Genomic DNA, 22101 nt, shown 5'->3' with positions numbered 1-22101 from the left:
ATTGCATCCTTTATATATCTTACAGCGCTAAGCAAGGCCGTACTTAGAAAGTACGACCGATTTCGAATTGGATAGATTTAGTATCATCGCCTGGCTTATCATTTAACGGATATGCATAGCTAAGTGATAATGGACCAATCATGGTAATCCATGTGAAGCCAACACCCACGCTATAGCGCATATTGCCAAAATCAAACTTATAGTTGTCATTACAATATTGTTTGACATCAATATTGCTTCCATTCATCTTCATTGTGCCAGTTGCGATATCACACTTAGTATCAAATACCTGTGCGCCTTCTGCGAACAATACTGGACGAACTTGACGTGTCCAGTCGCCTTTAAATGGTAAAGGTAATGCCAGTTCTGTACCGAACTGTACCAGCGCATTACCACCGACTTCTTCTGGATCTGGATCATTCTGATCAGTTTTTTGGAAAATAACACTTGGATATTTTGGTCCCAAGGTACTGTTGTCATAACCACGAACCGAGCCATAACCACCCGCGTAGAAGTTTTTATAGAATGGTAAATCATTACCATAACCTAATTTACCATAACCACGAAGTACAAATCCGGCACCTAATGATTTAAAGGCTTGTGCATCATAAGTTACTTTTTGATAGTCAACATCACTACCCGGCAAACCAATTTCTAAGCCAACACGATGAGACATACCTGAGGTTGGGAAAATTGGTCGATTGAGTGTGTTATAAGACCAACCTAGATTTAACATATAAGTCAGAAACTCACCCTCGAAAGCATTCTCATAGGTTCTTTCCTGGCCAGGTTTACAATTACCCGTGTATTTATCATCAATCACTTCCCATTGATCTTCCGGACAGTAAGTCGCGCTACCTGTCGCTTTACCACCATTTGCCAATAAATAATCACGAATATAAGTTGAAACGCTTGGACCTGTCCGAACTTTAGTCTGGTCAAGACCTAAAGATGCACTTAAACTCTGGTTTTCATCAATTGGATAACCAAAACTTAAACTACCACCAATACTATCCGTCACATAGTTGTTAACGTTATAGTCTTTATTTAACTTGGTTTTACGGTAGTAAACGTTATAACCACGACTTACACCATCAATGGTGAAGTATGGGTCGGTCACACTTAAGTTATAGTAATCTTGTGTTTCTGAACGCGACAAATCAATCGCTACACGGTTACCTGTACCCATAAAGTTGGTTTGACTTAAACCTGCCTGGAAAGTTACACCACCATTTTGTGAGTAACCTACAGCAAGTGTCGTTGTACCTGAATGCTGCTCTTCAACATTCACGTTCAAATCGACTTCATCAGGAGAGTTTGGTACACGAACAGGTTTTACATCAACCGTTTTAAAGAAACCGGTACGCTCTAAACGAACTTTAGAAAGATCGATTTTCTCGTTACTTGCTAATGCACCTTCCATCTGACGCATTTCACGACGTAAAACTTCATCTGCAGTTTTACTGTTACCTGTGAAGTTGATACGACGTACAGTCACTTGCTGACCTGGATTGATATAATAATTCAGGTTCACAATGCCAGTTTCATTGTTGATTTCAGGTACAACATTCACTTCGGCGTAGTAATAACCTGCATTACCATATTTACGAAGCAAAAGTTGCTTAACTGCATTTACTTTTTCTTGCGAATAAGTTTCACCATCTTTATAAAGCTTAAGCGCTGTTAGCTCTTCTGGTTTATAAAGTGCATCACCCAAGAATTTGGTTTCACCAAACTTAAACTGGCTACCTTCATCTACTGAAACTTCGATAAAGATGTGCTTTTTATCTTCACTGATATTCAGTTGTGAATTAATAATATTAAAATTGATATAACCTTTGTTTAAGTACAAAGCACGTAAAGCTTCTAGACTGGCAGCCATTTTTTCACGTGCATAGCGGTCATTACGGGTAACGACAGATGCCCAGCCGCTTTCTTTCACTGCAAAAGCTTGCTTGATATCGCTATCACTAAAAACTGTATTACCAATGATATTAATATCAAATACTTTAGCAGCCGTACCTTCATTAAAGTTTAGCTTTAATTCAACACGGTTATTTGGACGCGCAACTGTTTCAACCGAAACATCAGCATCATAACGACCTTGCTGGGTGTATTGTTGCTCAAGCTCAGTTTCAATAATCTGTAATGCAGATTTTTTGAAAACTTCGCCTTCCGCAATACCCATTTTCTTTAAGCCTTGCTCTAAGGCCTCTTTTGGAATCAGTTTATTGCCTTTGAATTCCAGCTTTGAAATGACTGGACGTTCAACAACTTTAAAGACCAAAACATTATTTTCTTTATAGGTTTTGATGTCATCAAATAAACCAGAAGCATATAAAGTACGGATTGCCTCGGCAATCATAGGATCACTTACTCTATCGCCACTATTTATTGGTAACATAGAATAGATACTTGCAGGTGTTAAACGCACTAAGCCATCAATTCGTATATCTTGTGCAAGAAACTCATCTGCAGCGTATGCTTGTTGTACCACTGCCATCGCACTAACCAGTGCCAAAGGCATTAATAAATGTGTGTGACGCATGCCCATATATTTTCCAGTAAGTTAAATTCCATTTGCGTTGTTATAAACGCATGAAGTCGTTAAATAAAGCCAAAAGCATCATGCTACCGAGCAGTACCATACCAACTTTTAGACCAAACATCTGTATTTGTTCAGAAACAGGTTTACCACGAATTACTTCGATAAAGTAATACACCAAGTGACCACCATCAAGCATCGGAATCGGTAATAAATTCAAAATCCCTAAGCTGACACTCATCAAAGCCATGAAGGAGATAAACGTTTGCCAGCCCATTTCAGCACTTTGACCAGCCACTTTCGCAATTGTGATTGGGCCAGATAAATTATCCAGTCCAATTAAACCGCGCACCATCTTGATAATAGAGTTAAAAATCATGCCCGAGAGCTGAGTGGTCTTATCCACCGCGACACCCAAAGCTTCAATCGGTGAATATTGAATGGTTTGTTTGTATTCGTTTGGAATCGTGATCTTACCTGCATCACTCTTCACCCCAAGCACGCCCGTGGTATTGCCCATATTATCGCGTTGACCTTGAGGCATGACTTGCAAATGCACAATCTGACCTTCGCGCAATACATCAATATTCAGCAACTTTTCTGGAGAGCTTTGAACTACATCAACCACATCAAACCAGTCTTTCATTGCAACATTATCAATTGCAACGATCTGATCGCCCACTTTCATGCCTTGACGCACTGCCGCACCATCTGCACTAAGTTCTTTCACTTTAGCAGGAATCACTGGACGGTAAGGCAAAAAGCCCAGTACATCTAATGGAGACTGACTTTGATCTTTCAGGAAATCTTTAATCGGTAAACTAAACTGTTTTTCAGTGCCAGCACGATCAACAATGATAGAGACTTGCCCAGTTTCACCAACACGATTTACCAAAGCGTAATTCAATTTTTCCCATGTTGGCGTTGTTTGTCCGTCAACATTGATAATCTTGTCACCCACTTTCAAGTCAACTTGTGCAGCAGGCGTATTTGGCATCACTTTACCAATACGTGTATTCAGTTGTTCTTGCGCAGGAAGGAACAAAATCCAGAACAGAAATACTGCAAAAAACAGGTTAATCAATGGTCCCGCAGCAACAATTGCAATACGTTTCCACGGAGATTGTCGGTTAAATGCATAAGGTAAATCTTGCTCTGCAACATTGCCTTCACGCTCGTCCAGCATCTTGACATAACCACCCAGTGGCAAAGCAGAAAGCTGATATTGGATTCCTGATTTTTTAGACTGCCATTTCAATAATGTTGGCCCAAAACCAATCGAATAAACCAGAACTTTAACGCCTAATCTACGCGCGACCCAATAATGACCAAATTCATGAATTGCGATCAGAGGACCAAGCAATAAAATCGCTGCAACAATCATAAATAGTGCATTCATACGATTTAGCCTCCTTTTCTCACAATATACTTTTCTGCAATCTGTCTAGCGATCATATCAGTCTGTAAAATGATGTCTATGTTTTCTGCTTTAGCATTTTGTACAGCTTGCAAAGTATGATCGACCACTTGAGGAATCTCGGTGAATCGGATTTTTTGCTTCAAAAACGCAGCAACTGCAATTTCATTTGCTGCATTTAATACTGTAGGTGCCAAACCACCTGCACGCATTGCCTGACGTGCCAAGTCCAATGCTGGGAACTTAACAATATCTGGTTGCTGAAAATTCAATTGAGCAGTCTCAAATAAATCAAGCTCAGGAACATCTGTTGCCAACCGTTTAGGCCAAGCTAATGCATGCGCGATTGGCGTACACATATCTGGGTTACCCATTTGTGCCAAAGTTGATCCATCCACATATTGCACCATGGAATGAATAATACTTTGTGGGTGAACAACAACTGTAACAAAATGTTCTGATATTGAAAACAAATGGCAAGCTTCGATCAATTCCAGACCTTTATTCATTAAGGTCGCCGAATCAACTGAGATTTTCTGCCCCATTGACCAGTTTGGATGCTTGCATGCCTGTTGCGGTGTTACATCATGCAGTTGTGCCAAGGAATGGTTGAGAAAAGGCCCACCTGATGCTGTCAGCAAAATACGAGACACACCCAATTGTGGCTGCCCTGTTCTTTCTGCATTGAGATAGTCGTGCGGTAGAGACTGGAAAATCGCATTATGTTCAGAATCAACAGGCAACAATAATGCATTATGCTCGCGTGCCGCCTGCATCATGATGTCACCCGACATCACTAATGATTCTTTGTTGGCTAATAAAACACGCTTGCCTGCTTTTACTGCCGCAAGCGTGGGTAACAAACCTGCCGCACCAACAATGGCCGCCATGACGATATCTACGTCAGCATGCTCTGCAATTGCAATTAAGCCAGCCTCATCTGTGAGGATTTCAATATTTTTTAAATTTTCTTGATTTAAACGTTGTTGTAACTCAAATGCTTTTTCATTTGGCACAACAACTACTTTTGGATGATGTTTTTTACAAATTTCTAAAAGCTCATCTAAACGACTATATGCAGAGACTGCAAATACGGTGTACTGGTCTGGGTGCTGTTCCAATACTTTTAAAGTACTTTGACCAATTGAACCAGTAACACCCAATATACAAACAGCTTGAGTCATTTAAAGATCTACACCAATAAGTTTTAATATATACATACCTGTTGCAAAAATCGGTGCAGCCGCAAGTAAAGAATCAATACGATCAAGCACACCACCATGTCCCGGCAGTACACGCCCGGAATCTTTAATTCCAGCACGGCGCTTAATCATGGATTCAAACAAGTCACCCAGCACTGATGCGAACACAGTAATGATCGAAAGAATTAAGAATAAGATTAGCTGTATTGCGGTTAAGTTTAAATAGAAATATTGCACAACCAGCATAATGATGACCGTTGTCGCAATACCGCCATATAAACCTTCCACTGATTTATTTGGGCTAACAGAGGGTGCAAGTTTTTTCTTACCAAACTTACGACCAACAAAATAAGCGCCACTATCCGCTCCCCAAACCAGCAGGAACAAATACATGAGCCACCACGGTGAGCTATGCCAAACGGCATAAAGTGAAGTTACCGCAGCAGAAATCAGGATAAATCCGATGATATATAGGGATGGATTGTACCAATTGTCCGATTCAGGATAATTCTTGACCCAGTAGATGCTTCCCAACCATGTGAGAATCGATGCTGCCCAAAGTAAAAGAGCAACATCATCAAAAAATAATGCAAGTGTTGATACTGCTGCAACACAGCCACCATATACCCAAGCCTTCGGCTTTGAAACAGCGGTTACACTACGTGGCATAAGCTTAAACCATTCGTAGCCTGCAACCCCTGCAGCTAAAATCATAAGCATAAACATTGGATAATGTGATTGCGTTGCAAACATGCAACTTAAAACAACAGCAACTAACACCAATGCGGTAATAATCCGCTCTAACATTATTAATTCTCTATTTTCGCTTGTTGAATCTGTTCTGATGTCTTGCCAAAGCGTCGTTCACGTCCTGAAAAAACACGAAAGGCATGATCTAGCTCTTCTATGGTAAATTCTGGCCACAAAGTATCGGTAAAATACAATTCTGCATAGGCAGCTTGCCAGAGTAAGAAGTTAGACAAACGATAATCCCCACCTGTACGGATCAATAAATCAACAGCTGGAAGATCATTTAGACTGACATATTTATCAAATAAATCAACATTTATCTGATCTGCTTGAAGCTTTCCTGCAAGCGCATCCTGAGCAATCATTTTCGCAGCTTGCGCCATATCCCACATTCCACCATAACTGATCGCAATGGTCAGTGTCATAGAGCTATAAGCTGCTGTTTTTTGCTCGGCATATTGCATCAAATCACGCAATTCATTAGACAACCGAGAACGGTCACCAATAAAACGTAGTGCAATATTGAACTTTTCCATACGCGGCAGTTGTTCATGAATTGTTTCTTCCAACAATTTCATTAACAAATCAACTTCGTATTGGGGACGGTTCCAGTTTTCGCTTGAAAATGCAAAAACGGTTAAAGCGCGAATGCCAACTTTCTTGCAATGCTCGACAATCGGATCCAAGACATTTTTGCCTTCACGATGCCCATCGCCTTTTTGCATTTGATTTTTTTTGGCAAAACGATTGTTGCCATCCATAATGATGGCAACATGTTGAGGAAGAAGCTGTTCTTCTTGCGAGGTCATAAAAATCAGACCTTCATCAATTCTGCTTCTTTTGCTGCAAGACGTTTATCAACCTCTGCAACATATTTATCAGTGATTTTCTGAATATCATCTGATGCACGACGATCATCATCTTCAGAAATTTCTTTTTCTTTCAACAATGCTTTGAGATCACCTAATACATCGCGACGAATGTTACGAATCGCAACTTTGGCATTTTCAGCTTCAGCACGCGCAACTTTTTGCATATCACGACGAGTTTCTTCTGTTAACGCAGCCATTGGTACACGGATTGCATCAGCAGTAATAGGGTTCAAGCCCAAACCTGCTTCACGAATCGCTTTATCGATCGCAGCAACCATTGAACGTTCAAATGGTTGAACCAACAGCGTACGTGAATCTTCAAGCCCGATATTTGCAACTTGATTCAACGGAACATCAGAGCCGTAGTAAGAAACCATCACACCATTTAAAATAGATGGGTGCGCACGACCTGTACGAACTTTGGCAAAGCCCAACTCTAAAGAGTCAAGCGACTTCTGCATGCGCTGTTCGCTATCTTGTTTGAGATCGTTAATCATATGATCTTCCTTACTTATTCATTAGGTATTACAAAATATTTAAACATTAGTATAAAGAGCTTTATGGCTCACGTACATTAATTCGTAACGTGAGTACCCTCTTTTTCGCCCATTACCACAGAAAGTAATGCACCAGATTTGTTCATATCAAAAACTTGTAATGGCACATTGTGGTCACGACATAAACAAATTGCCGTAAGATCCATCACGCCAAGCTTTTCATCAAGCACTTGATCGAAAGTTAAATTGTCATATTTAACCGCATCATCGTATTTGCTTGGATCTTTGTTATAAACGCCATCAACTTTGGTCGCTTTCAAGATCAGGTTCGCCTCGATCTCGATACCACGTAAGCAAGCTGCGGTATCTGTAGTAAAGAATGGGTTACCTGTACCAGCAACAAAAACACACACTTCACCTTGGCTTAAATGACGGATCGCATCGCGGCTTGAGTATGGTTCAACAACCGTACCAATCGACAATGCTGACATTAAACGTGTTTTGATATTGCGGCGCACCAATGCATCACGCATTGCCAAACCGTTCATCACAGTCGCCAACATGCCCATCTGGTCGCCTGTTACACGTCCAACCAGACCGTCTTTTTGTAGCTGGCTACCGCGGTATAAGTTACCGCCACCAACAACGATACCCACTTGCACACCCAAACCTACCAAGTGAGCAATTGAAAGTGACATTTGATCTAACACTTGGGCATCAATACCCATATCTTTATTACCTGCTAAAGCTTCACCAGAAAGCTTTAGCAAAATTCGTGCATAACGTGGATTTTTAGAAGCTGACATACTTTTACTCCAAACCGACCAATCTCAAAATTTTCTTAAATTTAATTCAACATCAAGCAGATTTAATCTGGATTAACTTTGCAAATAAATCGTATTCATCTGCATCGGTAATTTCGACTTCAAGCAAATCACCTGCTTTAATCACGCTCTTATCAATATCTTCAACAAAAACGTTGCCATCAATTTCTGGTGCATCTGCATAAGAACGGGCAACAGCAACTGGGAATTCATCTTCCAGACTATCAACCAGCACAGTCATTTTCTGACCAATACGTTTTTGTAGTTTTGCTGCTGAAATGGCTTGTTGCACTTCCATGAAGCGTTCATAACGCTCTTGTTTGATCTCTTCTGGCACATGATCAGGAAGATCGTTTGCGGTTGCACCTTCAACTGGTGAATAGGTAAAGCAACCCACACGATCTAACTGCGCTTCTTTTAACCATTCCAGCAAAATTTGGAAATCTTCTTCAGTTTCACCAGGGAAACCCACCACGAATGTTGAACGAATCACCAATTCAGGGCATTTTTCACGCCACAATTTAAGGCGCTCTAAGGTATTTTCACTATGAGCTGGTCGCTTCATCAATTTTAAGATGCGCGGACTGGCATGCTGAAAAGGAATATCTAAATATGGCAGGATTTTGCCCTGCGCCATCAAATCAATCGCAGCATCAACATGTGGATATGGATAAACGTAATGTAAACGCACCCAGATGCCTAACTGACCTAGGGCTTCACACATGTCATAGAATTTGGTTTTAACAGGCTGACCATTCCAGAAATCCAGCTTATATTTGGTATCTACACCATAAGCAGAGGTATCCTGAGAAATGACCAGAATTTCTTTTACACCAGCACGTTTTAATGCAGCAGCTTCATCCAGCACTTTTCCGACTGGACGAGACACAAGGTCGCCACGCATACTTGGGATAATGCAGAATGTACAACGGTGATTACAGCCTTCCGAGATTTTTAAATAAGCATAATGCTTCGGTGTTAAACGAACACCTTGCTCAGGGACTAAATCAATAAATGGGTTGTGTTTTGGCGGTGCTGGTACATATTCATGTACTGCTTCCATTACATCTTGATAGGCTGCTGCACCTGTAACTTTAAGAACATTTGGGTGCATCTGGCGAATTTTGTCTTCGTCTTTACCTAAACAGCCTGTAACGATGACTCGGCCATTTTCGCTCATGGCTTCGCCAATCGCGTCTAAAGACTCTTGTACTGCAGATTCAATAAAACCACAGGTATTTACAACGACCAGATCCGCACCATCATAATCTGATGCAACTTGATAACCTTCAGTCTTTAACTGAGTTAAAATTCGTTCAGAATCTACCAATGCCTTAGGACAACCTAAAGATACAAAACCGACTTTGGGGGTCTTCATGAATCTGCGCTCCACTTGAATCGGCGTATTGTATGACTTTTCTTGGCTTACGCATAGCTGCAAAGCCATCTCTTTGTGTAATGCACCAAAATACGACCAAAATTTTAAATAAAATCCACAAGCGCACTATTTTGGAACATAATAATTTATTGAAATCACTGCATGTATGTGAAAAATACTGCATAAATCCCTTTTTTTAGAATTAAGTTGTTGAAATTTCATTAATACAAAGTTGGCTTGTATTTTGCATAAAGTACATTTTAGAAGTTAATGGCTATTCATTAAAATTTATATTTATTGCGCCATTTTAAAACAGGATGATTCACAAATGGATCAACAGAACATTATCGACTATCGACTCTTAGTAGATAATTTGAGCACTGCCATTTTACTGGTCGATAGTCAGCTTAATATTTTTTATTTAAATTCTGCTTGTGAAGCATTATTTGATATCAGTTTGCTGCGTGCATCGGGTCAGCCTGTTCTTAACTTGTTACATGCACACGACGACACATTCAACACACATGAAGCTTTATTAAACACTTTGGAAAGTGGACAACACTACACCCGTCGCGAAGCGGTCATCAATGTTAACTTTAAAGCGATTCATGTTGACTATACCGCTTCTCAACTGAATGCGGGCAAAAGCTATCACCCTCTTTTATTGATTGAACTCAACCCGATTGACCGTATGTTGAAAATTTCAAAAGAAGAAAATCTGGTTCAACAGCATCAAGTGGCTCGCCAGTTAGTGCGTGGTGTTGCACATGAAATTAAAAACCCGTTAGCAGGTATTCGTGGTGCGACTCAATTACTGGCACGTAGTTTAAATGATGATCGTTATGGTGAATTTACCGACATTATTATTAGTGAAGTCGATCGTTTGACCAATCTGGCGGATACGATGCTCGGCTCACGTCAATTACCGAGCTATGAGCATGTCAATGTACATGAGCCACTGGAACGTGTTCGCTCGCTGATTGCCAACCAGACAAAAAAGAAAATCAAGATTACCCGCGATTATGACCTTTCCTTACCCGATGTCATGGCAGACCGTGATCAACTGATTCAGGTCATGCTCAACATTAGTGTCAATGCGGTACAGGCCATGACCGAAAATAAAGACTTTTTTACCGACTCAGAACCAGAGCTGGTGTTGAGAACCCGCATCCAGCGCCTAGTCACGATTAATGGCGTCCTCAATCGATCAACCGTGCGTATTGATATTGAAGACAATGGTCCCGGAGTTCCTGAAAGTATTCTGGAATCTGTTTTCTATCCTTTAGTCACAGGACGCGCCAAAGGTACAGGACTAGGACTCAGTATTGCTCAAAATATTATGCATCAACATAACGGAATGATTGAATGTCAATCAGTTCCAGGAAAAACCGTATTTAGCTTATATCTACCTTGGGAGTTAAACCATGTCACGAAATAAAATTTGGGTAATAGATGACGATCGTGCCATGCGTTGGGTACTGGAAAAAACCTTTAAAGAAGAAGGTTTCGATGTCACCAACTTTGAAGAAGCCCAAACTGCGCTTGAACGCTTACATGAGGATGCACCAGATGTCATTCTAACGGACATTCGTATGCCCGGGATTGATGGCTTAACTTTCCTTTCCAAAGTGAAGAATACTCATCCTGACTTACCTGTCATTATTATGACCGCACACTCAGATTTAGAGTCTGCTGTCTCAAGTTATCAAACAGGTGCATTTGAATATCTACCGAAGCCTTTTGATATTGATGAAGCATTAGCACTGGTTAATCGTGCCATTTTGCATATTAATAAGTTACAGCAACAAGAAGCCACCAAAGCGGCTTCTCCGTTACAGTCGACTGAAATCATCGGTGAATCACCTGCTATGCAGGAAGTTTTCCGTGCCATCGGTCGCTTGTCACAATCCCATATTACCGTATTGATTAATGGTGAATCGGGTACAGGTAAAGAGTTAGTCGCTCATGCCTTACATAAGCATTCACCTCGACGCGCCAAACCTTTTATTGCGCTGAATATGGCGGCGATTCCAAAAGACCTGATCGAAACTGAATTGTTTGGTCATGAAAAAGGTGCTTTTACAGGTGCAAATACGCAACATCAGGGTCGTTTTGAACAAGCCAATGGCGGTACTTTATTCCTTGATGAAATCGGTGATATGCCATTTGAAACCCAAACACGTTTACTTCGTGTTTTGGCCGATGGTGAATTCTATCGTGTGGGTGGACATATTCCCGTTAAAGTGGATGTACGTATTGTTGCAGCAACCCATCAAGATCTTGAGAAACTGGTAAATGAAGGCCGTTTCCGTGAAGACCTTTATCATCGTTTGAATGTGATTCGAATTCACATTCCAAAACTGTCTCACCGTAGCGAAGACATCCCAATGCTGGCACAGCATTTCTTGGCACGTGCAGGTAAAGAGCTTGGTGTCAGTCCAAAAATCTTACGTACTGAAACCACTGATTATATGCAACAGCTTCCATGGCCCGGAAATGTTCGTCAATTAGAGAATACTTGTCGCTGGTTAACAGTGATGATTACGGGGCGCGAAGTTTATCCTGAAGACCTGCCTGCTGAATTGAAGCAAGCCTCTGTCCAAAAGACAAGTGATAGTCAAGCAGCTTCAAATACCAGTCCTGCTTTAGTTGAGCGTATCGCAGTTCATCATTGGGATGAGTTATTAGGTCAATGGGCAATCCAGAAACTTAAAAATGGCGAAATGAAGATTCTTGATATCGCTACCCCAATGTTTGAACGTACGCTGATTAATGCAGCCCTACAACAAACGCGCGGCCGTAAACGTCATGCAGCTGAACTTTTAGGCTGGGGCCGTAATACCCTGACTCGGAAATTGAAAGAACTGGGTATGGACTCGACAGATGACGATGAAGAGGAAGAAAGTCGCTCTGCTTAAATAACACCAAAAAGCGAGTCGAAATGACTCGCTTTTTTAACATTTTGAGATCTTTTGAAACATAGCTAAATTTCATAGTCATACAATAGATATGGTTTTTGTTATACTAGTACCACCCCAACATCCCAAAAGTAAATAATGACCGATCTTTGTTATCCAAGCTGTAGTAAACCGCAAACCCGTCGAGGACATGAACGTCGCCTTGCCCTATTATTGTGCGCAACCGATTTATTTCTTGAGAAAGGTTATGAAGCGGTTTCTCTGGATGATATTGTCAATCATGCGGGTGGTTCAAAAACCTCTATTTACAAATATTTTGGCAATAAAGAAGGTCTGTTTACCGCGATTTGTGATTATCGTCGGGAAGTTTTCTTTCAAGGGGTATGTTTGCCTTATGTTCCAGAAAAAACTGATTTAAGAGCCTACCTGACCCAGACACTGCATCGTTTTTATCAGCATATTATTCAGCCTGAAAATATTGCTTTTATGCGCATGTTTACTGAACAATCACAAAAAGATATCCAGCTCGCCCATTATTTCTATAATCAATGCGCTCTCAATATTCAAAACACCATTGCCTATGCACTTGAGCATGCACATAACAACAATGAAATTTTCTGTGCTCAACCTAAATTTTCTGCAATGATGTATTTTGGTACGCTAAGAGATGTCGAATGGCGCAATCTCATGGGGTTAGATGTGCCAGAAAATGATATCGAAATCATTGATTATATTAACTATTCTGTAGACTTGTTTTTAAAGGCTCATCAAAAGGTCTAATTCTTTTGCATTTTCTTGAACCTATAGTATAGTAGTCAATTCTTTTTTATCCACCACTCGTCAAACAACAATTAATTATTGATTTTTCTCAATAATTATTGTGGGAGTAGCTATGGCGCTTCGGCATTTCCTAACTTTACGTGACCTATCCACACTAGAACTGCAACGCATTTTAGATCGTGCACAAGAACTCAAACGCATGCAACATAGTCATACGCTGTATCAACCGTTTGCAGGTAAAGTTTTAGGAATGATTTTCGAGAAATCGAGTACACGTACACGTATTTCTTTTGAAGCAGGTATTTGCCAATTTGGTGGTAGCGCGATCTTCCTTTCTCCACGTGATACACAATTAGGACGTGGTGAGCCAATTGAAGACTCAGCTCGTGTTATTTCAAGTATGCTGGATATCGTGATGATTCGTACTTTCGGACATGACATCGTAGAACGTTTTGCATCTTATTCAAAAGTTCCAGTCATCAACGGTCTGACCGATGATCACCACCCTTGCCAGCTACTCGCTGACTTGCAAACTTTTCAGGAACACCGCGGTAGCATCGAAGGCAAAACGGTTGCATGGATTGGTGATGGCAACAATATGTGTAACTCATATATTGAAGCTGCGCATATGATGGGCTTTAAACTTAAAATTGCTTCACCTGAAGGCTATGAGCCAAAACCTGAGTTTTTAGCTGAATTTGCGGATTGCGCAGAAGTGTTCAATAAAGCAGAAGATGCCGCTGTAAATGCCGATCTGATCGTCACAGATGTATGGGCAAGCATGGGACAGGAAGAAGAACAGAAGTTACGCGAGAAAGCTTTCTCAGATTTCCAGGTCAATGAAAAACTTATGGACTTGGCACATCCTGATTGCCTCTTCATGCATTGCCTCCCTGCGCATCGTGGTGAAGAAATTTCAGAAAACATGCTTGACCATAAAAATGCTGTGGTTTGGGATGAAGCTGAAAATCGCCTGCATGCTCAGAAAGCATTGATGGAATTCTTACTCAATGAGAATCTTAAGAAAGATTAAGTGATAAAAAAAACAGCATCTTTTGATGCTGTTTTTATTTGTGCGCTTTAAATTGAACACTGAAATAAAAACACTTATAGTAAGCTAAGCCCTTTAGAATAAGTTTCTCATCATATGAGAACCTCACTCAACACACAGCGGACGTTATGACTTCACTCGAACAAGCATTATCTCAAATACCAAGTTTTTCTTTGGTGCATGAGCATCTGTTTAGCTCAGCTCAACCAACAGCCGAGCAATTACAACAGATTAAGGAATATGGTTGCAGTACGGTCATTAACCTTGCGACCAGCAAATCAGAGCGCTATTTAGCGAATCAGGATCAAATCTGTCTGGATTTAGGTCTGAATTATATTCACATTCCAATTGATTGGGACGTACCTTGTTCTGAGCAATGTTTATTAATTTTAGATTTAATTGACCATTTGGTTCAAAACGAGATCGTTTGGCTACATTGCACTGAGAATACACGTGTAAGTAGCTTAATGTACTTATACCGTCAGTTTTATCTCAATATGGATCTACCGACTGCACAAGAATTACTACATCAGATCTGGGAACCGAATGAAACATGGACGGGTTTAATTCATAGTATTACTCTACAGCTGCAAGGCCGTAAAGCAACACAAGAATTAGAGCAGTCACTCATCAATACCAATCATTTTGCTTGATGTGAAACTAATACAGTTGCGGTTGCCAGAATTCCTTCCTGACGACCTGTAAAACCAAGCTTCTCTGTCGTTGTGGCTTTAATGCTAATTTGAGTCACATCCACATCTAATACATCCGCAATACTTTGACGCATTTCCAAATTATGCTTTGCCAGTTTTGGACGTTCGCACGCGACCGTAATATCTGCGTTATTCAGATGATACCCACGATCTAAAATCAACTGGTATACATGTTTTAGCAACAAACGACTGTCTGCACCTTTATATTCTGGATCTGTATCTGGAAAATGCTGTCCAATATCCCCCAATGCTAAAGCGCCCAGTAATGCATCACTCAGCGCATGCAAAACCACATCGCCATCCGAATGTGCTTTTAAACCGTGTGTATGCGGAATTTTGACACCCGCCAAAGTAACAAAGTCACCTTCTTCAAATGCATGCACATCAATCCCTTGTCCAATACGAATTTGAGCAACCATATGATTTTCCTTTTACAATATACCGAACTAATCTTGTATTCAGGCTTTCTATTTCGCTATAGTACGTTGAGCAAATTAGACTGAAAGTATAAGTGATTATGCTGTTTAACACTGTAAGAAATCAATTAAAGAAATCTGGTTATATCATCACATTGGGTTGTTTTTGCTCAACATTTGCCTATGCGGAATCTATTGACTGCAACAGCTCTGCTTTGGAAGCACAAAAAATATGCACCAAGCAATATAAAGAACAGCGTCAAAAGCTGAATAGCAAGTTTTTAACAGCGTATCTGGTGACGGATGCGCCTTTGCAATTGTTACATGATACGCAGACACAGTGGCTCAACCAGATACAGCAATGTAAAACCAAAACCTGTTTTCAGCAGCAATTTGAAGCACGTCTGGATGACCTGAACTTTTATACGTCTATGAACCAGACTTTAACTCAACATTATCTAAAATATGAACATGGCAAAATCGCATCTCAACCTGTTCATCTACAAATTCATCAGCTCGATAAAGACAAGTTAAAAATTGAAGGGATCGCTTATCGCAATCCCAACAATCGTCTAGAAACGCAAACCATGTCATTACTTGCTTACAGCACCCCTGAGCAAAAAAATCAGATCATTGATAATGAAAAAAAATGCCAATACCAGTTTGATTTTCAGAAAGCACTTTTGATTGTCAAATCAGAGCAGAAAGGTTGTGAGCGTTTTACAGGAATTTATCGTCTTTACGATTAAGTCTTCAAAGGAATAAAGCCGATGTTATAACATCGGCTTTATTGTTTCAGCTTGGGAATTTTTGCGCAATTTCCTGACTAATCAACACTGCCGTTGCAGCAGATAAAGTCCAGCCTAGATGTCCATGCCCCGTATTATAAAAGACTCGTGGTTGTTTACCTTGTTTTACCACAGGCAGCATATTCGGCATCATTGGACGCAATCCTGCCCACGGCACCACATGTTCAGTCGAAATATCAAAATTCTGGTTGACCCAGTTAATTAACGGTTGAATCCGGTCAGCACGAATATCCCGATTATAACCATTAAACTCAGCCGTTCCCGCAATCCGTAAACGATCCGCACCTAGACGAGAGGTTACAATTTTTGCACTCTCATCCAGCAAACTGACCCACGGCGCATTATTTACACTACGCTCATCTTTAAGCTGGACAGTGATCGAATAACCTTTGACTGGATAGACATTTACACTATCCCCCAACATATCAGCCAATTGATAACTGCCGACTCCACCACAAACCAGTACCACATCTGCAATAATTTCCGTAATGCCATCCGCAGTCGGATTTACATTTTCCGAGCTGTTTTTGCAATGAACAATTGCTTTGTCTTGATTGAACTGAACATCAACCACATCCAGACCAAAACAATATTTTGCCCCATATTGCTGAGTTCTTTCTGCTAACCCCACAGAATATTTATGGATATCTCCCGTTGCATCCCCAGCAGTGTAATAACCACCAAAATATTCGCCTGTTAAGGTCGGTTCAATTGCTTTCATTTCCTCAGGCGTAATTGCATTCCGCTCAAGTTTACCTTCAACCAGTACATCATTGACTTTCTTAGCAATCTCATAATCTTCTCTGGTGTGATACATATGCAAAATGCCACGTTTTTCCAGATCAAAAGAAAGACTTTCTTTTTCAGCAACTTCAAATAGGCGTTGTCGAGCCAACAATGCCAAACGCACGGTTTCAATGGTATTGGCTTTATAATTTTTGATATGCGTTAAAAATTCAATTAACCAGCGATATTTATGCGCACTAAAGGATGGGTTGAGCAGCAATGGTGCATCTTTCTTACTCATCCACTTAATGCCTTTCAGCACTGTGGCTTTCTGGTTCCAGACCTCTGCATTACAGGCAGACAATTGTCCACCATTGGCAAACGAAGTCTCCATTGCAGGAAAAAGATGACGATCGATCACCGTCACTTCATAGCCCAGTTTTATTAATTCATAAGCAGACGTTACACCCGTAATCCCCGCACCAATTACAACAACATGTGGCATAGCAAACTCCTTGAAATGCATAACATTCCATAATGCTTAGCCCCATCTGTCATGGTACCTGAGAGTTTCGGCAGATGATTACCAATTAATCATTAAGCCTTCCCCTTCGGTGAGTGTTTATCGTAGAAGAAAAATGTCCTGTGTTCCTACAAATTGAGCACTGCTCTCCAGATTTTATGTCTATTATTACAGTCCTTTTGCCTGAGAGTTTCCGGGGTCGTTGCTCCTTCGGCGAGTTCATTGAAGAACTTCTCTCCCGCAATAATATTTATATCCTTATAAGCAATATATATGCCGTTCCAAAATACGCACACTAAAATCTTGTAAATGTTTGTAGATCAAGATTTATACGCATGTACTTATTTATCGAGTATAAAAAAAGCAGACTCGAAGTCTGCTTTTAAATCTTAGAATTTACATTGCAAAATTTGTTCGGAAAATTGACCTTTCCAAAGTTCACGCAATGTTGGTAAATAGAATTTTTCACCAATCATCACCAGTTCAGCATCAATCAAGGCATGAATCTCATGCATTAACACATAGTCCAAGGCAATCAAGGATAATTGAGGCTGTGCCTGAGCAATCTGCTTGCGCTTAACTTGTGCTTTTTTAACCAGCTCATTGGCAAAGTTCTTATCTTTATAAGTCGTAATCGCACTTAAACGAAGCTCAATCACGCCCCAGCCTTCAAGTAACTTTTTAAATACTTCAAAATCTTTTGAGGTTGCTTCCCAAGTTACATTTTCCAGATTATTATCTTCTGGCAATACAGGTAACAGTAAATCAGCCGTACTTGGAAAAATTTTCTTTAAATTCAACAGAAACTTAACAGGATTTTCATTGGGTAAATCAGAGAACTGAATGTTGGTTTTAGTATCTGTTAAATAAATCGAGAGCATAATGAAGCAACAGTTTCGTCAATCAAAAGTGTATTGTACGCAGTTCACTTTATAAAAACTACTCTCATAAAAAATCCTTCTATAAGCAGAAGGATTTTTTATCTTGCTGATTAAATATTTTTATTTGCTATTTGGCGAAACCATATTTTCAGGTTTAACCACTTCATCAAATTGCTCTGCTGTCACTAAACCTAACTCCACAGCCACCTGTTTCAAGGTTTTATTTTCCTTGTAAGCTGTTTTCGCAACTTTGGCAGAGTTTTCATAGCCGATCACAGGATTCAGTGCTGTCACCAACATCAATGAATTATGTAAGAAGTGATCAATCTTGTCGCGATTCGGTTCAATACCGACCGCACAATGGTCATTAAAGCTATTACATGCATCACCAAGCAACTGAATGGATTGCAATAAATTATAAGCAATCACTGGCATAAACACATTCAGCTCAAAGTTTCCTGATGCACCCGCCACGTTAATTGTTGTGTCATTCCCTAAAACTTGAGCGACCACCATGGTCATCGCTTCACTCTGGGTCGGATTGACCTTACCCGGCATGATACTCGAACCAGGTTCATTCTCAGGAATACGGATTTCACCAAAACCACAGCGTGGCCCACTCGCCAACCAGCGAATATCATTGGCAATCTTGTTTAAACTTGCAGCCAAGGTTTTCAAGGCACCCGATGCAAATACTGCTGCATCACGACCAGCCAAAGCTTCAAACTTATTTGGCGCAGTCACAAATGGCAGACCCGTTAATTCAGCTAATTGCTCAGCCGCTTTTACCGCATAATCAGGATGGGCATTTAAGCCCGTTCCAACTGCTGTACCCCCCAAAGGTAATTCATACAGTCCAGCCAAAGCCTGTTGTAATCGTTTTAAACCATGTTCCAGTTGTGATACATAACCACTAAACTCTTGCCCCAAGGTTAAAGGCGTTGCATCTTGTAAATGTGTACGGCCAATTTTAACAATGTCATCAAATTCTTCGGATTTGCACTGTAAGGTATTTTTTAGCTTTTCAACGGCAGGAATGAGTAATTCATTAATTTGAAGGCTTGCAGCAACATGAATAGCAGTTGGGAACGAATCGTTGGTTGATTGCGCGCGGTTAACATGATCATTCGGATGCACAGGTTTTTGCGCGCCTAATGCCTGACCTAGTTTCTGGTTGGCAATGTTTGCAATAACTTCATTACAGTTCATGTTACTTTGCGTACCAGAACCTGTTTGCCAAACCACCAAGGGAAATTGTGAATCCCATTGTCCAGCAATCACTTCTTCGGCAGCACCAACGATATATTGACTTAAATCTTCAGGAAGTTGTTTTAATTCAGCATTGGTGATCGCAGCAGCTTTTTTTACTAAGCCCATTGCACGAATCATCGGGCGTGGTAAACGCTCCTGACCAATTTTAAAGTTCTGTAAACTTCTTTGCGTTTGCGCACCCCACAAGGCTTCATTCGGAACCTCGATTTCACCCATGGTGTCGTGTTCAATTCGCATTTGCATAAACAACCTCTGCTCTATTTGGTTAAAATTTTCACGGGCTGAAGCAAGCTAATGCTTTGGCTGGTTGTGGATATCCTAATCAAACCAGCCAAATATGTAAATAAGAATCATTATCTTAATTACCTTTTAAGGTATTCAGATAAAAACGCCATTCATCTTCAATCATTTGTGCTAAAGGCCGTTTCGGTGTCCAGTTTAAAATACGCTGTGCTTTATCTATATTTGCACCAAGCTGAGCTAATTCCTCATGTTGATAGATTGCAGGCTGAACGCGAACTTCAGCCTGCGTCACCTTTGAAATCTCATCCAATAAACTTTGGATAGAAGTCAGCTGCTGATGGGCAATATTAAATGACTCCAGACATCCGGATTGCGTTTTTAGCCAATTCAAGGTCATTAAAATGGCATCACAAGCATCCAGAACATGTAAGAAACTACGCTCCACCGTGCCATCTTTGGTCTGAGCCTGATTTTGCAATTCAATACAATCACGTTGCATCGCTGCAACTTGCAATGCTAAAGGCACAATATTTTTAGGGAGCTGAGTAACATACTCGCCTAGAACGCCATGCTCGAATGCACCAACAATATTAGATAAACGTAGATTGACTATCTTCCACTCAGGATCAACTTTATAGGTATCGGCAATAATGTTTTCTACCATTTGCTGCGAGCGAATATAAGGATTGGCATAACCGTAGTTAAAGACCGTATCTTCAGAGAGTGCGGTATCCGACTTGCCATACACCGCCAGACTGGACAGGTTTAATAATTGTCTCACGCCCATCCGTTGCATGGCACGTAACAAGCTCATAATGCTACTGACATTATCATTATAATATTCGAGCGGTTTTAAGGCCGATTCTTCAAGCGACTTAAAGCTTGCTGTATGAATAACGGTATCAATTGAATATTGTTCAAATACTTTATTTAAAGCAGGCGTATTACGTACATCTAGTTTTGCAAAAGGAATATACATGCCTGAAATATATTCCAAACGTTCCAAAGTTTGTAAAGTTGAGTTAGCCAGGTTATCAACAATGACAATCTCTTGCCCATGAGCCAATAAACTCAAAGCAATATGTGAACCGATAAAGCCTAAACCACCTGTCACCAAAATCATTGTATACTTACCTTCTTTTTAATCTGTCCATCATCATTTTGCCTACTATGACCATAGTGAATGTTCAATGAGTACACTACTGTTAATTACTTCCTCACCAACTTCTGTGATCGCATGGCATGCATTGGGTTTAGCGCAAGCATTACAAAATAAGCATGAAGAATTTCGTGTTTTCTTTTACCAAGACGCTGTTCATGTTGCGAACGATTTACAGTGGTTTCCTGATGATCAACGTAACCTGAAACAAGAATGGCAAAAGCTGGGCATTCGACTCCCTGTCTGTGTCAGTGCTGCCCTTGCTCGGGGAATCACTGATGCAAGCAATGCACAACGTCATTCGCTTCAACATCACAACTTGGCACAAGGTTTTGAGCTGGTTGGGCTTGGAGAGCTTGCTGATGCAGTGCAAAGCTGTTCTCGTTTAATTCAATTTTAATTTAAGTTCTTTAATAGAGTGTTGCTTTAAAAAGGTAAATTGTGTGAAATCTGTACTTGTCATCCTAACGCAGCCTAATTTAACGAATTTGCAGACCAATGAAAGTCTGTCTGCCACTATGGTTTTAGCAACCTTTGGTATTTCTGTCAAAGTATTATTAAGAGACGCTGCCTTGAGTTTATTGGACAATAAAATAGAATTCGACCAGCTAAAACATGCCTTTAAAATTGCAGCCAATATGGTGGACAGTTTTGAGTTCTATGATTTGACCCCAATCTTGGTTGAGACTAAAAATCAACAACTTAACATCATAAAGAATACCGATCAGGAAATTGAATTTATCGAGATTACCCCTGAACTCATCCGTTCATTTGATCATGTCTTGTATTGGTAAGGTATTTCACAATGAAAAATAGTGTTTTATTTTTAATCCAATCGCCTTATAACAATCTCGATAAAATCTGGGAACAGTTGGCACAAATGGCACAATCTGATGATCATATCGTTATTATGGGTGATGCGACTTTGTTTATTCCATCTTCAGTTTTTAGCCACTACCCTCATCTTTACTGCTTAGCGAATGAACAGGAGATGCTGAGTAAGGAAGATCTGGAACAGGTTAAATCCATTGATTACGCAGCATTTGCAGATTTAGTTTTACAATTTGAACGTTGTATCACGTTAAAATAATGCTTTGATTCGATTTATTTAAAATTTACTTAGGC

22 protein-coding genes and 1 riboswitch are annotated in these 22101 nt (G+C 40.3%); of the genes, 9 read left to right on the top strand and 13 right to left on the bottom strand.

Annotation, left to right across the window (positions count from 1 at the left end; translation table 11 throughout):
• Positions 1-43 precede the first annotated feature (43 nt).
• The 8 genes from bamA to rimO all read right to left on the bottom strand — a co-directional run bounded on the left by bamA (position 44) and on the right by rimO (position 9485).
• Positions 44-2554, bottom strand: a complete 2511-nt coding sequence (bamA, locus tag PJ15_RS01580; RefSeq protein WP_005257330.1) for an outer membrane protein assembly factor BamA — start codon at positions 2552-2554, stop codon at positions 44-46.
• A 34-nt stretch (positions 2555-2588) separates the two neighbouring features.
• Positions 2589-3944, bottom strand: a complete 1356-nt coding sequence (rseP, locus tag PJ15_RS01575) for an RIP metalloprotease RseP (RefSeq protein WP_047427157.1) — start codon at positions 3942-3944, stop codon at positions 2589-2591.
• 5 nt (positions 3945-3949) lie between these two features.
• Positions 3950-5146 carry a 1-deoxy-D-xylulose-5-phosphate reductoisomerase gene (gene ispC, locus PJ15_RS01570; protein WP_047427154.1) on the bottom strand — a complete coding sequence of 399 codons (1197 nt, stop codon included), beginning with the start codon at positions 5144-5146 and terminating at the stop codon, positions 3950-3952.
• Positions 5147-5971 (bottom strand): phosphatidate cytidylyltransferase, encoded by an 825-nt coding sequence (locus PJ15_RS01565; protein WP_004772005.1) that lies wholly within the window; start codon positions 5969-5971, stop codon positions 5147-5149. It lies immediately after the preceding gene.
• 2 nt (positions 5972-5973) lie between these two features.
• Positions 5974-6723 (bottom strand): polyprenyl diphosphate synthase, encoded by a 750-nt coding sequence (gene uppS / locus PJ15_RS01560; RefSeq protein ID WP_005257328.1) that lies wholly within the window; start codon positions 6721-6723, stop codon positions 5974-5976.
• A gap of 5 nt (positions 6724-6728) precedes the next feature.
• A complete protein-coding gene (frr, locus tag PJ15_RS01555) occupies positions 6729-7283 on the bottom strand; it encodes a ribosome recycling factor (RefSeq protein WP_004653307.1) in 555 nt (184 codons plus the stop codon).
• Positions 7284-7360: 77 nt separating this feature from the next.
• On the bottom strand, positions 7361-8089 hold the full coding sequence (pyrH, locus tag PJ15_RS01550; protein ID WP_004772000.1) for a UMP kinase: 729 nt from the start codon (positions 8087-8089) through the stop codon (positions 7361-7363).
• Between the two features lie 52 nt (positions 8090-8141).
• Positions 8142-9485 carry a 30S ribosomal protein S12 methylthiotransferase RimO gene (rimO, locus tag PJ15_RS01545; protein WP_005230215.1) on the bottom strand — a complete coding sequence of 448 codons (1344 nt, stop codon included), beginning with the start codon at positions 9483-9485 and terminating at the stop codon, positions 8142-8144.
• Positions 9486-9813: 328 nt separating this feature from the next.
• Here rimO and glnL point away from each other — a divergent pair, with 328 nt between their 5' ends.
• The 5 genes from glnL to PJ15_RS01520 all read left to right on the top strand — a co-directional run bounded on the left by glnL (position 9814) and on the right by PJ15_RS01520 (position 14887).
• The gene (glnL, locus tag PJ15_RS01540) at positions 9814-10923 is read left to right on the top strand and encodes a nitrogen regulation protein NR(II) (protein WP_004771998.1); all 1110 of its coding nucleotides are present in this window, start codon (positions 9814-9816) and stop codon (positions 10921-10923) included.
• Complete coding sequence (gene glnG / locus PJ15_RS01535) at positions 10910-12403, top strand: nitrogen regulation protein NR(I) (protein ID WP_004771997.1); 1494 nt, start codon at positions 10910-10912, stop codon at positions 12401-12403. The genes glnL and glnG overlap by 14 nt, the downstream gene beginning before the upstream one ends.
• A gap of 138 nt (positions 12404-12541) precedes the next feature.
• Positions 12542-13183, top strand: a complete 642-nt coding sequence (locus PJ15_RS01530; RefSeq protein ID WP_004771996.1) for a TetR/AcrR family transcriptional regulator — start codon at positions 12542-12544, stop codon at positions 13181-13183.
• Between the two features lie 112 nt (positions 13184-13295).
• Positions 13296-14216 carry an ornithine carbamoyltransferase gene (gene argF, locus PJ15_RS01525; protein ID WP_004771995.1) on the top strand — a complete coding sequence of 307 codons (921 nt, stop codon included), beginning with the start codon at positions 13296-13298 and terminating at the stop codon, positions 14214-14216.
• Between the two features lie 146 nt (positions 14217-14362).
• A complete protein-coding gene (locus PJ15_RS01520) occupies positions 14363-14887 on the top strand; it encodes a protein tyrosine phosphatase family protein (RefSeq protein WP_004771994.1) in 525 nt (174 codons plus the stop codon).
• On the opposite strand, the gene ispF is transcribed toward PJ15_RS01520, so the two are convergent.
• A complete protein-coding gene (gene ispF, locus PJ15_RS01515) occupies positions 14875-15366 on the bottom strand; it encodes a 2-C-methyl-D-erythritol 2,4-cyclodiphosphate synthase (RefSeq protein WP_005257324.1) in 492 nt (163 codons plus the stop codon). The two genes, PJ15_RS01520 and ispF, sit on opposite strands and share 13 nt — an antisense overlap.
• A 98-nt stretch (positions 15367-15464) precedes the next feature.
• Between ispF and PJ15_RS01510 the strand changes: the two genes are divergently transcribed.
• Complete coding sequence (locus PJ15_RS01510) at positions 15465-16112, top strand: hypothetical protein (protein WP_047427131.1); 648 nt, start codon at positions 15465-15467, stop codon at positions 16110-16112.
• 46 nt (positions 16113-16158) lie between these two features.
• Here PJ15_RS01510 and PJ15_RS01505 read toward each other — a convergent pair whose 3' ends face one another.
• The 4 genes from PJ15_RS01505 to PJ15_RS01490 all read right to left on the bottom strand — a co-directional run bounded on the left by PJ15_RS01505 (position 16159) and on the right by PJ15_RS01490 (position 20940).
• The gene (locus PJ15_RS01505; RefSeq protein WP_004771988.1) at positions 16159-17403 is read right to left on the bottom strand and encodes a D-amino acid dehydrogenase; all 1245 of its coding nucleotides are present in this window, start codon (positions 17401-17403) and stop codon (positions 16159-16161) included.
• Positions 17404-17582: 179 nt separating this feature from the next.
• Positions 17583-17672, bottom strand: a riboswitch (glycine riboswitch).
• Between the two features lie 138 nt (positions 17673-17810).
• A complete protein-coding gene (locus tag PJ15_RS01500) occupies positions 17811-18302 on the bottom strand; it encodes a hypothetical protein (RefSeq protein ID WP_004771986.1) in 492 nt (163 codons plus the stop codon).
• A gap of 120 nt (positions 18303-18422) precedes the next feature.
• Entirely contained in the window at positions 18423-19817 is a 1395-nt protein-coding gene (fumC, locus tag PJ15_RS01495) for a class II fumarate hydratase (RefSeq protein ID WP_047427127.1), read from the bottom strand.
• Between the two features lie 115 nt (positions 19818-19932).
• Entirely contained in the window at positions 19933-20940 is a 1008-nt protein-coding gene (locus tag PJ15_RS01490) for an NAD-dependent epimerase/dehydratase family protein (RefSeq protein ID WP_047427124.1), read from the bottom strand.
• Between the two features lie 67 nt (positions 20941-21007).
• Between PJ15_RS01490 and tusD the strand changes: the two genes are divergently transcribed.
• Genes tusD through PJ15_RS01475 form a run of 3 tightly spaced genes read left to right on the top strand, consistent with a single transcriptional unit; the run spans position 21008 to position 22066 of the window.
• Positions 21008-21376 (top strand): sulfurtransferase complex subunit TusD, encoded by a 369-nt coding sequence (gene tusD / locus PJ15_RS01485; RefSeq protein ID WP_005257318.1) that lies wholly within the window; start codon positions 21008-21010, stop codon positions 21374-21376.
• 43 nt (positions 21377-21419) lie between these two features.
• Positions 21420-21770 (top strand): hypothetical protein, encoded by a 351-nt coding sequence (locus PJ15_RS01480; protein ID WP_005257317.1) that lies wholly within the window; start codon positions 21420-21422, stop codon positions 21768-21770.
• A gap of 11 nt (positions 21771-21781) precedes the next feature.
• Positions 21782-22066, top strand: a complete 285-nt coding sequence (locus tag PJ15_RS01475; RefSeq protein ID WP_047427121.1) for a hypothetical protein — start codon at positions 21782-21784, stop codon at positions 22064-22066.
• The last annotated feature ends 35 nt before the right edge of the window (positions 22067-22101 follow it).

The organism is Acinetobacter sp. neg1 (assembly GCF_000788125.1).
GTDB classification, from domain to species: domain Bacteria; phylum Pseudomonadota; class Gammaproteobacteria; order Pseudomonadales; family Moraxellaceae; genus Acinetobacter; species Acinetobacter vivianii.
Note: the sequence above shows the minus strand (reverse complement) of the source record. Positions and strands in the feature narration are given on the sequence as shown.